The following is a 13,581-nucleotide window of genomic DNA, read 5'->3' on the forward strand; positions in this document are numbered from 1 at the left end:
ACATCCGATGCCCGGACCGAGGGCCCGCTGGGCGATGCTCGCCGTGCTGTGCGTGAGCGTGTTCGTGGTGATGATGGACGTGACTGTCCTCAATGTCGCCCTGCCCGCGCTCATCGCCGACGTGCGGCCCAGTCCGCTGACCCAGCTGTGGATCGTCGACATCTACAGTCTGCTGCTGGGCGGGCTGCTGATCCTCAGCGGCGCGCTCGGCGACCGGGTCGGGCGCAAGCTGATGTTCGTCGCCGGGTTCGTGGTGTTCGCGGTCGCCTCGGTGGTCGCGGCCACCGCCGCGCACTCGTGGCAGGTGGTCATCGGCCGCGCGTTGTGCGCGATCGGCGCGGCCATGCTGATGCCGCCGACGCTGTCGATGATCCGATCGATCTTCACCGACGACCGCGAACGGATGCGGGCCATCGCGATCTGGTCTGCGGTCGCGGGACTCGGCGCGGCCGCCGGGCCGCTGGTCGGCGGGGTGCTGGTGCAGAGCTTCGGGTGGCGGGCGGCGTTCTGGCTCAACGTGCCCGTCGCGGTCGTGGTCATCGTCGCCGCGGTGCCCCTGCTGCCCGAATACCGCGCACCCCACCGCGGCGGCGGGCTGGACTGGTTCGGCGCGGCGCTGTCGGTGTTCGGCATCATGGCGTTGGCGTGGGGGATCAAGCACACCGCGACCGGCGGGCTGACCGCTGCGGATGTGGCGATCCTGCTGGTCGGGGCTGTGTTGCTGGCGCTGTTCGCCCGTCGCCAATTGCGCAGCGACGACCCGTTGCTGGATGTGCGGCTGTTCCGGCGCGGGCCGTTCACCGCCGCGGCACTCGCGACGTTCGTGCCGCAGATCGTGCTCGGGGCGATGCTGCTGTTGCTCACGCTGTGGTTGCAGAGCATGCACGGTTACGACCCCGCGCAGGCCGGTCTGCGCAGCCTGCCGATCGCCGTGGCCTCGCTGGTCGGTTCGCTGATCGCGCCGCAGCTGCTCGATCGGGTCGAGGTGCGCACCACCCTGGGCGTGAGCCTGCTGGTGGTGGCGGGTGGTCTGCTGTATCTGGGGTGGGCGCCGCAGCCCATCTCCTACGGCTCGATCGCGGCGGTGCAGGTGACGATGGGGCTGGGCGCGGGGGTGGTGACGACCATCGCGTCGTCGATGCTCGTGGCCGCCGTCCCCTCCGAACGCGCCGGACAGGCCGGTGCCGTCTCCGAAACCAGCTACGACCTCGGCCAGGGTCTGGGGGTGGCGCTGCTCGGCTCGATCCACGGCGCGGTCTTCGCCGCCCGCATGACCGATCTGCCGGTGTCGGGACCCGACGCCGACGCCGCCCGCTCGGTCGGCGGCGTGGTGGCCGTGGCGACCCGGCTGGGCGGGGACGCCGGTGCCGCGCTCATGGCGCACGCCCGCACCGCGTTCGATTCCGCCCTCACCACCACCGCGTTCATCGGCGCGGGCCTGGCCGTGGTCGCGACCGTGCTCGTCGTGCTGTTGACCCCGCGCGGGTTCACGGTGAGTTCGGCTGAGCCCCAACGGGTTTCCGAGTCCGATCCGCGCCCGGCCGAGACCTGAGCGCCCGGGAGCGCCGGTTCCGGCCGCCGAGGGATCGAGTTGTGCGGGATACCAGGCGAGCCCGCGAATCTGGGCGCGATCACAAAGGTGCTCAGTAGGATTGCCGAGACCTGGCAATTCCGTGGGCCGATCTGCCGGCGCCCGCGGGTGTGCGGACGGAGCGGACGACCGGATGATGCCCACGGGGCTGGTGGCGGAGCTGACCAGTTATGTCGGCCGGCGCAGCGAATCCGCGGATGTCCGCCGGTTGCTCGGTTCGGCGCGGCTGGTGTCGCTGACCGGTCCGGGCGGGGTGGGCAAGACGCGACTGGCGTCGCGGGTCGCCTCGGACCTCGCGCGCGCGTACGGCGACGGCGTGTACTTCGTCGAACTGGCCGAATTGCGTGCGGAGGTCCTGCTGGCCGATCTCGTCGCCGAACGGCTCGACCTTCAGCTCCGGTCGGAACAGTCCGCGCTCGACCGGGTGCTGGCGTATCTGCGCGAACGCGAGGTCCTGCTGGTCCTGGACAACTGTGAGCACGTCCTCGGCGCCTGCGCGGAATTCGTCGCCGCGCTGCTCACCCACTGCGCGAGAGTCACGGTCCTGACGACGAGCAGGCAGTCGCTGGCCGTCCCCGGGGAACGCACGTTCCGGGTGCCGCCGATGCCCGTGCCGCCGGACATCACCGAACCGGCGGAGCTGCTGCGCTACGACAGCATTCGCCTGTTCGCCGACCGGGCCGCGGCGGCGCGCACCGGCTTCGACATCACCTCGGGCAACGCCGCGGACGTGGCGCGACTGTGCCGCCGCCTGGACGGGGTGCCGTTGGCGATCGAATTGGCCGCGGCGCGAATGCGTTCGCTGCCCCTGCCGGAGATCTGCCGACGGCTGGACCGGGCGCTGGCATTGCTGACGACCGGTTCGCCGATCTCCCCCGAACGGCAGCAGACCCTGCGCGCCACCATCGTCTGGAGTTACGAATTATGTTCGCCCGCAGAACAACTCGTGTGGTCGCGGGCGTCGGTGTTCACCGGATCGTTCGATCTCGAGGCCGCCGAATTCGTCTGCGGCGGGCACGGTGTGGACCCCGCCGACGTGATCGACGTGATCGACGCGCTGGTCGACAAGTCCGTGCTGGAACGCGACGGCACCGAGGACGCGCGGTATCGGATGCTGGAGACCCTCCGGGAGTTCGGACAGGAACGACTCCACGCGGCCGCCGACGATACCCGCGTCGCCCGCCGACACCGCGACTGGTTCGACCGGTTGACCGCGCGAGCGGACGCCGAGTGGATCGGTCCCGCGCAGTCGTCGTGGGTGTGGCGATTGCGGGCCGACCACGCGAATCTGCGTGCGGCACTGGAGTGGTCGCTCACCGAACCCGGCGAGGCCGATATCGCGCTGTCGATGGCGCAGCGGATCGTCGAGTACTGGACGTTGCGGGGCGCGAACCGCGAGGCGCGCACCCGCCTGGACCGCGCCCTGGCGGCCACCTCGCCCGACCACCCCGCCCGCGCCTACGGGCTGGCGACCAGCGCCCAGTACTCGATCTGGCTGTCGGACATCCCGGGCACGCTCACCCGCCTGGACGAGGCCGACAAGCTCGCCGCCGCCCACGGTGACCGGCTGGCGGCCGCCTTCGCCGATGTGGTGCGCGCGCAGGTGGCGAAGATCCGCCTCGAGGACGGTCTCTCGGCCGAGCTGGCCGGTGCGGCGGTGCGGATTTTCCAGGCCCACGGCGATCGGCGCAACGAGCTGCGCGCCCGGTTGCATCAGGGGATCGCCAACACCGCCGAGTCGCCCGCGACGGGCCTGCGGCTGCTGCGGGAGATGACCGCCCGCAGCGACGAATTGGGTGACACCTACTACCGGGACATGGCCCTGTTCGGGATCGCCATGATCGAGGTGATGGCCGGCAGTCTGGACGCCGCCGAAGCCGCGGCCCGGACCGCCCTGGCCTCGACTCGCTTGCGGGACAGCCGGTTCGGCGACGCCTACCATCTCGAGACGCTGGCGTGGTGCGCGGCCCGGCGCGGCGAGTCCGAGCGGGCGGCGACCCTGTTCGGTGCGGCGGCGACGGCGTGGGATCTGTTGGGCGCCGACCCGGCGGCGATCATGCCGCGCCCGCACGGGAGATTCCGGGAGCTGGCCACCACCGCGCTGGGCGCCGACGCCTTCGGCGAGGCCCATGCCGCCGGGCGCGCCCTGTCCCGGGAGCGGGCGCGTCGCTACGCGCTACGCGAGGACGCCGACGAGGTGCGCGATCGCCGGTCCCCGCTCTCGGCCCGGGAATTGGAGGTCGCCGAACTGGTCGCGCAGGGTCTGACCAATCGCGAGATCGCCGTGCGTCTGGTGATCGCGCCGCGCACCGCCGACACCCATGTCCGGCACATCCTGACCAAGCTCGGTTTCGGCAAACGCGCGCAGATCGCGGCGTGGATGGCCGCCCGCACGCACCGATAGGCGGATATACGTCGTTTCACCGATGCGGCGGCCCGCGCCCGCCGTGCACGCTGGCAACCCCCGGCAGATGGGAGCCAGCCCATGTTCGACTCCACCACCGATCATCTCGACCGATCGCCGCGCGGCGCCGTCGCCGTCGCGGAGCGCCCGGTTCCGGCCGTGTCCGGGGACGCCCAGGATGTGGCCCGGACGCTGATCGCCGAACTCCTCGCCCGCGTCGCGGCGGAAACGTCGCGGCCCGGCGACCCCGACCGGGACTGCCTGCGGCTCGCCATCGAACTCGTGCACACGTCCTCGGCCCGCGACCGCGCCGCGCGCCTCGCCGCCGCCGCGCGGCAATGGGCCCACGAGGGCGTCTCGCTCGACGTCGTGAACGCCCTGTACGCCGCGCTGCGCGAGGTGCTGAACCGGATCGGCCACGGGAATTCGGCGCCGGTCCGCCAGGACCACGATGTCGTCGTCGCCGCCGTCGAACTGGTCCGCCATCTCATCGAGACCATGAGCCCCGCGATCATCGGCGCCTGTCTGCGGCAGCTTGACCGCGCCGACGACCACCGCCACGAGACCCACGAGGGCGCGCTGTTCGCATTGCGGCGCGGCGTGCCCGCGGCGGAGGTGCGAGCCCGCTACGGCGTCGTGATCGCCGACCACTACCGGGTGCTCGCGCTGACGGCCCACCCGGACGAACCCGCCGACGAGGAGTTCCTCTCCCGACGGCTGCGACACGCCGTGGGCGAGCGGACCGGCGACGCGACGCTGGCGAAGGTGTCGGCCTCCGGCGGCACGGTTCTGCTCCCGGCGACCGAGGCGGCCGACCTCGAGCGCCTGGTCACCGACGTCGGGCAGGCGGCGCGGGTTTCCTTGACCGCCACGGTGATCGACGCGGCCACCCCCGATCTCGCCGCCGCCATCGAGCGGGCCCACGAACTGCTCGACCTCGCGCAGCGGCTGGGTTTGCCCGCCGGAGTGTACGGGTTCGCCGAACTCGCCCTCGAATACCAGCTCACCCGCCCCGGCCCGGCGCTGGCACACCTGAGGGGCCTGCTCGTGCCGCTCGACGGGCATCCCGAACTGCGCGAGACATTGCGCTGCCATATCGCCGCCGACCTCAACCGGCTGCGCACCGGCAAGGCCCTGCACGTGCATCCCAACACCGTCGACTACCGGCTGCGGCGCATCGCCGAACTCACCGGCCTGCACCCGCACCGCTATCCGGACCAGTGGTACCTGCGGTCCGCGCTCGTCATCGACAGCTTTCAACCGAATCCACACTGAGACAAGCGTTTTCGACAGAGGAGAAGTCTTTCATGGCACTGTTCGACAGGAAAGCGCCGCACCACCTCCGCCAGACGGCCGCGGTCGCGTCGATCACAGCCGCCCTCGCCGCCGCTGGACTCACGGCGGCCACCTCCGCGGCGGCGCAGCCCGCGACGTGTACCGATGTCGATGTCGTCGTCGCGCGCGGCACGGGCGAATTGCTCGGTGCCGATCCCGGACTCGGCGCGGTCGTCGGCAACCCGGTCTATCACGCGCTCGCCCAACGCTTGTCGATCTCGCACAGCGCCTATCGCGTCGAGTACCCGGCCAGCCTCGCCGAGCCGTTCTCGGTGCAGCAGGGCAATCGCGACCTCGTCGATCATGTGACCGGCGCGGCGAAAGCGTGCCCGAACCAGCGCTTCATCCTGGTCGGCTACTCGCAGGGCGCGAACGTCGTCGACAATTCGATCGGCGTCAGCAGCGTCGGCGCGAAGGTCGGCGGCCCGATCGCCGCCACCCTGCCACCCTCGGTGGAACCGCGCATCGCCGCGATCCTGTTGTTCGGCAACCCGATTCGCGGCATCGGCCGCAGCGTCACCGGCCCCTACGCGGACCGCACCTACGACACCTGCTCCGCCGACGACCCGGTCTGCGACCCCGAGGGCAAGAACTGGAACGTCCACGTCACCAGCTACACCGCCAAGGCCGGTGAGGCGGCGGACTTCGCCGTCGCCCGACTGTGAATCACGCCGTACCGCCGGCGATCTGGATCTCCCGGGCGACGCGGTGTCCCGATTCGGCGGCCCCGACGATGTAACCCGCCCAGCGCGTGGCGGTTTCGGTTCCGGCCCAGTGCAGGGGCCCGATGGCCGGGCGCAAGGCGTGTCCGAAACGGGTGAGGGTGCCCGGTGTGGTGAAGGCCCCGTAACAGCCGCGGCTGAATTCCTCTTCGGCCCAATCCTTTTCGATGTAGTCGATCGGGGTGCGGGCGCGCGGGCCGAAATAGCCCGCGAGATCGTCGAGGACCCGCGCGCGACGGTCGGCGAGACTCAGCCGCGAGCCGGTGTCGGCGTGGCGACCTTCCAGGAATCCGACGAGAACACCGGGTGACCCACCGGGCGGGGTGTTATCGAAGACGACCCCCAGCGGCCGCCGGTCGCTGACCGCCTGCCCGCTCCACCCCTCGGCACGCCAGAACGGTTCGTCGTACCCGACATTGATTTTGATCACCCGGCCCATCGGCATCCGCTGGACCAGCTGGTCGCGGTCGCCGGGCAGGCCGGGGGTGAAGCGGATGCGCGCGGCCAGCGGCGGCGGCACCGCCACGACCGCCCGCCGCGCCCGGACGACGGTCGCACCGGTGCGGACGCGGACACCGGAGTCGTCCCAGTCGATCTCGGTCACCGGGCTGCCGAGGACGACGCGGTCGCCGAGTCGTTCGGCCAGGGCCAGCGCGATCGCTTGGGTACCGCCGACCACCCGATCCTGCTGCGCCCCGCCGCGCACCCCGATCATGGCGTCGACGCCGCCGCCCGCGCCGAGATAGAAGCCGGCCCACAGCGCCGACATGTCCTCCGGCCCGGCGGAGAACACGGCCTCGGTGACCAGGTGGAAGAACGCGCGCCCCGTCGCGGTGTGGGTGACCCGGCGCAGCCAGGAGTGGAAGGTCTGCGCGTCCAACTCCTCGGCGCGATCGGCGCGCCACGGATCGGTCCGGGTCCCCCGTCGCCCGAGGCGGTCGAGCCGCAGTTGGGCCTGGGCGATGTCGAGCAGGGCCAGCGGGCTCAGCCGGGGAATCCGCCCGGTGTATTGCGCACGCGCGCCGCGGATTTCGGCGATGTGCCGACCGGCGGTGTGGGTGGGATGAGTCTGTCCGCCGAGGAGCTGGTGCGCGCGGCCGGTCTGACGCGCGGCGCGCTGTACCACCACTTCGACGGCAAGAAGGGTCTGTTCGAGGCGGTCCTCGACGAGCTGGAACAGCGTGCGGCGCACCGCATCCGGTCCGCGGTCGACGCCCTGTCGGATCCGTTCGACCGGGTCGACGCCGGGCTCGAGGCGTTTCTGGACGTGTGCGCCGAACCCGAGTACCGCCACGTCGTGCTGCTCCAGGGTCCGATCGCTCTGGGTTGGCGTCGCTGGCGCGAGGTCGACCAGCGGCACCTGAGCGGACTCGTCGTCGAGGAGGCGCGCAATCTGCTGGAATCCGGTGCGCTGCAACCACATCCGCCCGAACTGCTGGCCAGCGCCTTCTACGGCGCGCTCACCGAGATGTCGCTGACCATCGCCGAGGCCGACGACGCCGAGGCCGGTCGCGCCCAGGCCGCCGCGCTGGCGCGCGCCCTGCTCAGGGGTTTGGCGGCCGACCGGGCCGCCCCCTGACTCCGCGCTAAGGTGTCCTGTATATCAGGGCGTTCGTTCTCGATAGCAGGACTTCGACCGGCTCCAGGAGAGTGACGCGATGGCACACGAAAGCGCGGCGAGCGCGTACCGGGAACGCAATTCCACGGCCGACCGGGCGTTGGACATCCTGCTGCTGTTCTCGGTGGGCAAGCCGGTGTGGACTGCCGGAGAGATCGCGGCGGAGCTGGGGGTCGCGCGCTCGACCGGCTATCGCTATCTGCAGAGCCTCGTGGGCAACGGGTTCATCGAGGAGACCTCGGGCGGTTTCCGCCTCGGCCCCCGGATATTCGAGCTCGCCCGGCTGGCCCGGGCCGGTATCGGCTTGTCGGAGGTGGCCCTGCCGGTGATGCGCTCGCTGGTCGCCACGGTGGGCGAGACGGTCCTGCTCACCCGCCGGTCGGGCCGCTCGGTGGTGTGCCTGGACCTGGTGGAGGCGCCCCATGTGGTGCGGTTGACCTACGAACGGGGGCATGTGCTGCCCATCAATGCCGGTGCGGCGGCGGAGGTCCTGTTGGCCTGGGCGGATCCGGCCGAGGTGATGCGGGTGCTCGGACAGGCGCCGCTGGAACGGTTCACCGCCAAGACGCTCGTCGATCCCGAGGCGTTGCGGGCGCGGCTGGCGCACATCCGCAAGCGCGGTGTGGCCGTGTCCCAAGGGGAGCTCGACGACCACATCCTCGGTGTCGCCGCGCCGATTCGGGACGCCACGGGTGCGGTCTGCGCCGCGATCAGCATCGCCGCGCTGGCCGTGCGGATTCCCTACGCGGAGTTGCCCGCGGTCGAGACCGCGGTCCGCGACGCCGCTGCCGCGATCTCCCGGCAGCTGGAGCTGCGCAGCGCCTGACGGGACCGGTACGAACATCACCAAAAATACTCTACCGATATAGCTATTGTGGTAGATGTATTTCGTGCGGCACGTTCTCCTGTGTGCGACCGGAAGCTACCCCTCGGGACCGAGTAGCCGCGCCAGTTCGTGCAGGTCGGGCAGGGCCGCGGCGATGCGGGCCCGGGCCGGGGAGTCGAGTTGTCCGAGCGCGGCCGCGAGTCCGGAGTTCACCCGCGTCGACAGTTCCAGGCTGGCGGCCCGCATCTGGTCGGTCGGGAACAACTGCACCTGCCGGGCGTCGTGGGGGTGTCGGCGACGCTCGAGGAATCCGTCCCGGACGAGCCCGGTGACCAGCGTGCTGACGTTGTTCGCGTGCATGTGCAGCTTGTCGGCGAGGTCGCGGACGCTGATCCCCGGTTCGGCGTCCACCAGCCGCAGCACCTCGACCTGGGCGGGGGGACGGGCGACCTGGCCGGTGGGCGAGCCCTGCCGGGCTCGCAGGGCGCGATGCAGCGTCCAGGTCGCGCGAGCCACCGCCGCGGGCAGGTCGTCGTCGGAGGTGGAGGGCATACCGCATGTTAGCTCTAGGTCTAGACCTATCCGGCAATCGCCCGGCTTCCGAGGTCTCCGCTCCTCGTATTCCTGCTCTGCAGGACATCGCTTTCGTCATTCAGGACACGCGCATAGTGTGACGGGCATCGAGCGAGGAGATCGGAGAGATGGGTCAATGACGACGACGCGGTCGCGGAACATCTTCGATGTCGCTGTGTGTGGTGCGGGGCCGGTGGGTCTCACGGCGGCCGCGCTGCTGGCCGCGCGGGGCGTCGATGTCGTGGTGTTGGAGCGGAACGAGTCCACCAGCGACGAGCCGAAGGCGATCAGCATCGACGACGAGTCGCTGCGGGTGTATCAGCAGGCGGGCATCGTCGACGCGATTCTGCCGATCGTGGTGCCCGGCACCGGAACTCGGTACTACGACCGCCACGGCGAGCCGCTGTTCCACGCGCGGGGGCCACATCCGTTCCGGCTCGGATTCCCGTTCAAGAATCCGTTCGCCCAGCCCGATCTGGAACGCGCCCTGGCGGGCACGCTGGCCGAAATGCCCACGGTGGAACTGTGTTTCGGCACCGAGGTCCTCGGCTTCGAACAGCATCCGGATCGGGTGCGGGTGCGCGTGACGCGCGGGGGAGTCGAGGGGAGCGTCGAGGCCGCCTACGTCCTGGGCTGCGACGGCGGGCGCTCGGCGACCCGCCTGTCGCAAGGGGTGGAGATGAGCGGTCGCAGCCACGCCGACGTGTGGCTGGTGGTGGACACCCTCGACGATCACCACACCGAACGCTTCGCCATGCATCACGCCGACCCGGACCGCCCGCATGTCGTGGTGCCCGGCCTGAACGGCCGCTGCCGCTACGAGTTCCGGCTCTTCCCGGGGGAGGGCGCGGCCGGTGAACCCCCGGCGTTCGATCTGATCCGGCGGCTGGTGTCGCGGTATCGCGAGATCACCCCCGAGCAGATCGAGCGGGCGGTCAACTACCGGTTCAACGCGGTGGTGGCCGACGACTGGATGATCGGGCGCTCGTTCCTGCTCGGCGACGCCGCGCACATGATGCCCCCGTTCGCCGGTCAGGGCCTCAACTCCGGCATTCGCGACGCGGCCAACCTCACCTGGAAGATCGCCGACGTCCTGGCCGGGCGCCTGGATCCGGCCGTGCTCACCAGCTACCAGCTCGAGCGCGCGCCGCACGCCGTCGCGACCGTGCGGATGTCGGAGCGCCTGGGCCGGGTCGTGATGACCACCTCGCCGCATGTGGCCGCCCGGCGCGACGAATTCGCCCGGGCCGCACTGGCCACCGCGCACGGACGCGCCTATCTGGAGGAGATGCGGTACCGGCCGACCCAGCACTACGACGGCGGGCTGGTCGTCCCCGGCGACGACGCGGTGGGCGTGCCGATCGGACAGCCGCTGGCCTTCGACACCGCCGACCACGCCGTCCGCCGCCTGGACGCGATCCTCGGCAACGGCTGGGCGCTGCTCGGCGTCGACGTCGACGAATCCGACTGGGCCGCCGTGGATTCGCTCACCGAGCCGCTGGCGGCCACCGAGGCGCTGGTGGTCACCGGCGAGCGGCTTCCCCGCACGGCCCGCCGCGTCCTGATCGACGTCGACGGTGGCCTGGTCCGCGAATTCGCCCCCTACACAGGCCGATTCGTGCTGCTGCGGCCCGATCGTTTCGTGGCCGCGGGGTGGCGGCCGGAGCATACGGCCCGCGTGGTCGACCACATCCGGTCCTGGCTCCCGCGTCCGGCGACCCCGAGCGCCGAGCGGGCCCTCCCCCTCCCGTCATCAGAAGAAAGGGCGCACGTTCATGGATAAGCCACAGCGCGTCGTGCTACAGGAGCGCGACGCCGCCGGAACGCTCACTCGAACCGCGGTGTCGCACATCGGTTTCTCGATGCCGGACCCGGCCGCCGCCGCGCGGTTCTACGGTCGGGTGCTCGGCCTGGTGGTGCACGACGAGCTGCCCGGCGGCGGCCTGCGCCTGGGCTGGGGCGCGGGACACCACGTGCTGGACCTGCTTCCGGGCGAGAAGGGATTGCGGCACTACGGTTTCGAGGTCCGCGACGCCGACGGTGTCGAGGGCATCGCCGAACGGCTGGCCGCGGCCGGGCACACCGTCTCCGAGCTCGACCCCGCTCATATCGACGCGGCGGTCGGTGCGCCGCAAGGCATTTCGGTCGCCGATCCGCACGGCACCGAGGTACGATTCCACACCGCCGTGTGGCGTCAGGGTGAGTCCGCCGCCGACCCCGGCCGCCGCCCGATCAAGTACCAGCACATCACCCTGGGCACCGACGATGTCGAGAAGATGACCGACTTCTTCGTCGATGTCGTGGGATTCCGGATCTCCGACCAGCTCGCCGACGGCCGGTTCGCGTGGCTGCGCAGCGACCGCGATCACCACACCTTGGCGGTGGTGAACGTCGGCCGCGGCGGCGATATCGACCACTACTCCTACGACCTGTCGGAGTGGGCGGACTTCAAGGCGTGGTGCGACCGGCTCACCGACGAGGGCGTCGACGTCACCTGGGGTCCCGGACGGCACGGTCCCGGCAACAACCTGTTCGTGTTCTTCGACGATCCGGCCGGTAACCACATCGAGTTGTCGGCGGAGATGGAGAAGTTCCACGACGACCGGGTCACCTACGTCCCGCGGCGGTGGCAGCCGATCCCCAACAGCGTCAACCTCTGGGGCGGCCAGCTCCCCACCTGGCGGCACACCAGCGAAGGAAAGTGAACGACCTCATGGCTTACGCGACCTACGAGTACGCGGGCGAACGACACGCCGGTGTACTGGACGGCTCGACTGTGGTTCCGCTGCAAGGCATCACCGAGCTGGGATCCCGGACCACCCCGGAGGTGCTGGCCGCCGCGGCGCGGGACGAGTCCGCGGCCGTGCCGGTGGAGCGGGTCCGGTTGCTGCCGGTGGTGCCGCGCCCGGCGAAGATCTTCTGTGTCGGGCTCAACTACCGCGACCACGTCACCGAGACCAAGCGCGACCTGCCGACCTATCCGGTGCTGTTCCCGAAATACGCCGACAGCCTGCTCGGCGCGCACGACGACATCGTCCTGCCGCCCGAATCGGCGGCGGTCGACTACGAGGGCGAACTGGCCGTGATCATCGGCCGTCCCGGGCGGCGGATCGCCGAAACCGATGCGGCACACCACATTCTGGGCTACGCCGTCGCCAACGACGTCACGATGCGCGACTTCCAGTACAAGACCCATCAATGGATGCAGGGCAAGGCATGGGACGCCAGTACGCCACTGGGCCCGTACCTGATTCCGCCCGGCGACGCCGAGCCGGGCGGCATCCGCACCCTGCTGAACGGGGAGAAGGTGCAGGAATCGGACCTGTCGATGCTCATCTTCTCGATTCCCACCCTGATCGCGACGATCTCGACGTTCACCACCCTGTCGCCGGGCGATGTGATCCTGACCGGCACCCCCGGTGGGGTCGGTTATCGACGTGACCCGCAGCGCTTGCTCCGCGACGGGGACGAGGTCGTCGTCGAGGTGGACGGAATCGGCGCGATCCGCAATCGAATTCGCGGGACCGAGGAGGCAACGGCATGAGCGAGCGTCCCACCGAACCGCATATCGACCGCTCCCTGACGCTGCACCTCAAGGGCGACTGGGGCATGGTCAACCTGCACCGCGTCTGCGGATGGATCTGCCAGGAGCTCACCGACCGCGCCGGACCGCACACCCGGGTCGCGATCTGGAACGGGCGCGGCTTCTCCGACAATGTCCGCGCCGTCGGCCGCGGCGAGGTCGACATCGCGCTGACCACGCCCGCGGCGTTCAGCGCCGCCGCCCTCGACGGGCGCGGCATTTTCGCCGACGAGCCCTACCCGCAGTTGCGGGCGCTGGCCGTGGTTCCCCAGCGCGATCGGCTGGTCTGCGCGATCCACCGCGACGTGGGGGTGAGCAGTTTCGCCGAATTACGGGATCTGAAGCCACGATTGACCCTCGCGACGTCGGTGAACGACGGGGTGAACGGGGTCGGGCTGGCGGCGCACGAGTTGCTCACCCGGTCCGGGGTGGACGTGATCGGTTGGGGCGGAACCCTTCTCGAGGACGAGCGGCCGTTCGAAACCTTCGACCACGTACTGGCCGGGCGGGCGAACGCGGTGGTCCACGAGGCCGTGATGCTCCCGCACTGGCAGCGGTTCGGCGGCGACTACCGGTTCCTGCCGGTGGAACCGGAGGTCTTGGCCGGGCTGGAAACCGATTTCGGCTGGCCCGCCGCCACCGTCGCCGAGGGCTTCTTCCCGGGCGCCGATGGCTTCCGGACCCTGGACTTCTCCGATTTCCTGGTGCTCACCCGCAGTGACCTGTCCGATGACGTCGCCTACGCGGTCGCCTGGGTCCTGGGGGAGACCCGGCATCTGATCGAGGCCCAGTACGCCCACATCCCGCCCGAGCGCAGCCCGATCACCTATCCGCTGGACCCGAAGACCATGGGGCGCGCACCGATTCCGCTGCATCCGGGCGCCGCCGCCTACTACGCCGCGCTGCCGGCCGACTGACGAAACGACAAG

12 protein-coding genes are annotated in these 13,581 nt (G+C 70.8%); 10 read left to right on the forward strand and 2 right to left on the reverse strand.

The features are described 5' to 3' along the window. Window positions 1-7: 7 nt before the first annotated feature. From ACWDSJ_RS09660 to ACWDSJ_RS09675, 4 genes are all read left to right on the forward strand, one after another. Window positions 8-1,552 (forward strand): MFS transporter, encoded by a 1,545-nt coding sequence (locus tag ACWDSJ_RS09660; RefSeq protein WP_450030629.1) that lies wholly within the window; start codon window positions 8-10, stop codon window positions 1,550-1,552. A gap of 172 nt (window positions 1,553-1,724) precedes the next feature. After that, window positions 1,725-3,995, forward strand: a complete 2,271-nt coding sequence (locus tag ACWDSJ_RS09665; RefSeq protein ID WP_450030631.1) for an ATP-binding protein — start codon at window positions 1,725-1,727, stop codon at window positions 3,993-3,995. Window positions 3,996-4,076: 81 nt separating this feature from the next. Continuing rightward, window positions 4,077-5,270: a PucR family transcriptional regulator gene (locus ACWDSJ_RS09670; protein WP_450030633.1), complete on the forward strand. Its 1,194-nt coding sequence runs from the start codon at window positions 4,077-4,079 to the stop codon at window positions 5,268-5,270. Between the two features lie 32 nt (window positions 5,271-5,302). Beyond that, entirely contained in the window at window positions 5,303-5,995 is a 693-nt protein-coding gene (locus ACWDSJ_RS09675) for a cutinase family protein (RefSeq protein WP_450030635.1), read from the forward strand. A gap of 1 nt (window position 5,996) precedes the next feature. On the opposite strand, the gene ACWDSJ_RS09680 is transcribed toward ACWDSJ_RS09675, so the two are convergent. Next, the gene (locus ACWDSJ_RS09680) at window positions 5,997-7,178 is read right to left on the reverse strand and encodes a flavin monoamine oxidase family protein (protein ID WP_450030637.1); all 1,182 of its coding nucleotides are present in this window, start codon (window positions 7,176-7,178) and stop codon (window positions 5,997-5,999) included. On the opposite strand from ACWDSJ_RS09680, the gene ACWDSJ_RS09685 reads away from it, so the two are divergent. After that, entirely contained in the window at window positions 7,116-7,631 is a 516-nt protein-coding gene (locus ACWDSJ_RS09685) for a TetR/AcrR family transcriptional regulator (RefSeq protein WP_450030639.1), read from the forward strand. The genes ACWDSJ_RS09680 and ACWDSJ_RS09685 overlap by 63 nt on opposite strands. Before the next feature lie 79 nt (window positions 7,632-7,710). Then, window positions 7,711-8,496 (forward strand): IclR family transcriptional regulator, encoded by a 786-nt coding sequence (locus ACWDSJ_RS09690; protein WP_450030640.1) that lies wholly within the window; start codon window positions 7,711-7,713, stop codon window positions 8,494-8,496. 96 nt (window positions 8,497-8,592) lie between these two features. Here the strand turns inward: ACWDSJ_RS09690 and ACWDSJ_RS09695 are convergent, their stop codons facing one another. Next, window positions 8,593-9,048, reverse strand: a complete 456-nt coding sequence (locus ACWDSJ_RS09695) for a MarR family winged helix-turn-helix transcriptional regulator (RefSeq protein WP_450030642.1) — start codon at window positions 9,046-9,048, stop codon at window positions 8,593-8,595. Window positions 9,049-9,205: 157 nt separating this feature from the next. Between ACWDSJ_RS09695 and ACWDSJ_RS09700 the strand changes: the two genes are divergently transcribed. The 4 genes from ACWDSJ_RS09700 to ACWDSJ_RS09715 are packed head-to-tail and all read left to right on the forward strand — an operon-like array spanning window position 9,206 to window position 13,569. Next, the gene (locus ACWDSJ_RS09700) at window positions 9,206-10,852 is read left to right on the forward strand and encodes a bifunctional 3-(3-hydroxy-phenyl)propionate/3-hydroxycinnamic acid hydroxylase (RefSeq protein WP_450030644.1); all 1,647 of its coding nucleotides are present in this window, start codon (window positions 9,206-9,208) and stop codon (window positions 10,850-10,852) included. After that, window positions 10,845-11,774 (forward strand): VOC family protein, encoded by a 930-nt coding sequence (locus ACWDSJ_RS09705; protein ID WP_450030646.1) that lies wholly within the window; start codon window positions 10,845-10,847, stop codon window positions 11,772-11,774. The genes ACWDSJ_RS09700 and ACWDSJ_RS09705 overlap by 8 nt, the downstream gene beginning before the upstream one ends. 8 nt (window positions 11,775-11,782) lie before the next feature. Beyond that, window positions 11,783-12,613, forward strand: coding sequence for a fumarylacetoacetate hydrolase family protein (locus ACWDSJ_RS09710; protein WP_450030648.1), 831 nt, complete (start codon window positions 11,783-11,785; stop codon window positions 12,611-12,613). Beyond that, window positions 12,610-13,569 (forward strand): TAXI family TRAP transporter solute-binding subunit, encoded by a 960-nt coding sequence (locus ACWDSJ_RS09715; RefSeq protein ID WP_450030650.1) that lies wholly within the window; start codon window positions 12,610-12,612, stop codon window positions 13,567-13,569. The genes ACWDSJ_RS09710 and ACWDSJ_RS09715 overlap by 4 nt, the downstream gene beginning before the upstream one ends. Window positions 13,570-13,581: the final 12 nt, after the last annotated feature.

This window comes from Nocardia sp. NPDC003482, from assembly GCF_053588115.1.

Coding starts and splice junctions, on each gene's coding strand:
- ACWDSJ_RS09700 (WP_450030644.1), top strand. CDS start 9,206: ATGACGACGACGCGGTCGCGGAACATCTTCGATGTCGCTGTGTGTGGT.
- ACWDSJ_RS09705 (WP_450030646.1), top strand. CDS start 10,845: ATGGATAAGCCACAGCGCGTCGTGCTACAGGAGCGCGACGCCGCCGGA.
- ACWDSJ_RS09695 (WP_450030642.1), bottom strand. CDS start 9,048: ATGCCCTCCACCTCCGACGACGACCTGCCCGCGGCGGTGGCTCGCGCG.
- ACWDSJ_RS09685 (WP_450030639.1), top strand. CDS start 7,116: ATGAGTCTGTCCGCCGAGGAGCTGGTGCGCGCGGCCGGTCTGACGCGC.
- ACWDSJ_RS09660 (WP_450030629.1), top strand. CDS start 8: ATGCCCGGACCGAGGGCCCGCTGGGCGATGCTCGCCGTGCTGTGCGTG.
- ACWDSJ_RS09665 (WP_450030631.1), top strand. CDS start 1,725: ATGATGCCCACGGGGCTGGTGGCGGAGCTGACCAGTTATGTCGGCCGG.
- ACWDSJ_RS09710 (WP_450030648.1), top strand. CDS start 11,783: ATGGCTTACGCGACCTACGAGTACGCGGGCGAACGACACGCCGGTGTA.
- ACWDSJ_RS09690 (WP_450030640.1), top strand. CDS start 7,711: ATGGCACACGAAAGCGCGGCGAGCGCGTACCGGGAACGCAATTCCACG.
- ACWDSJ_RS09670 (WP_450030633.1), top strand. CDS start 4,077: ATGTTCGACTCCACCACCGATCATCTCGACCGATCGCCGCGCGGCGCC.
- ACWDSJ_RS09715 (WP_450030650.1), top strand. CDS start 12,610: ATGAGCGAGCGTCCCACCGAACCGCATATCGACCGCTCCCTGACGCTG.
- ACWDSJ_RS09675 (WP_450030635.1), top strand. CDS start 5,303: ATGGCACTGTTCGACAGGAAAGCGCCGCACCACCTCCGCCAGACGGCC.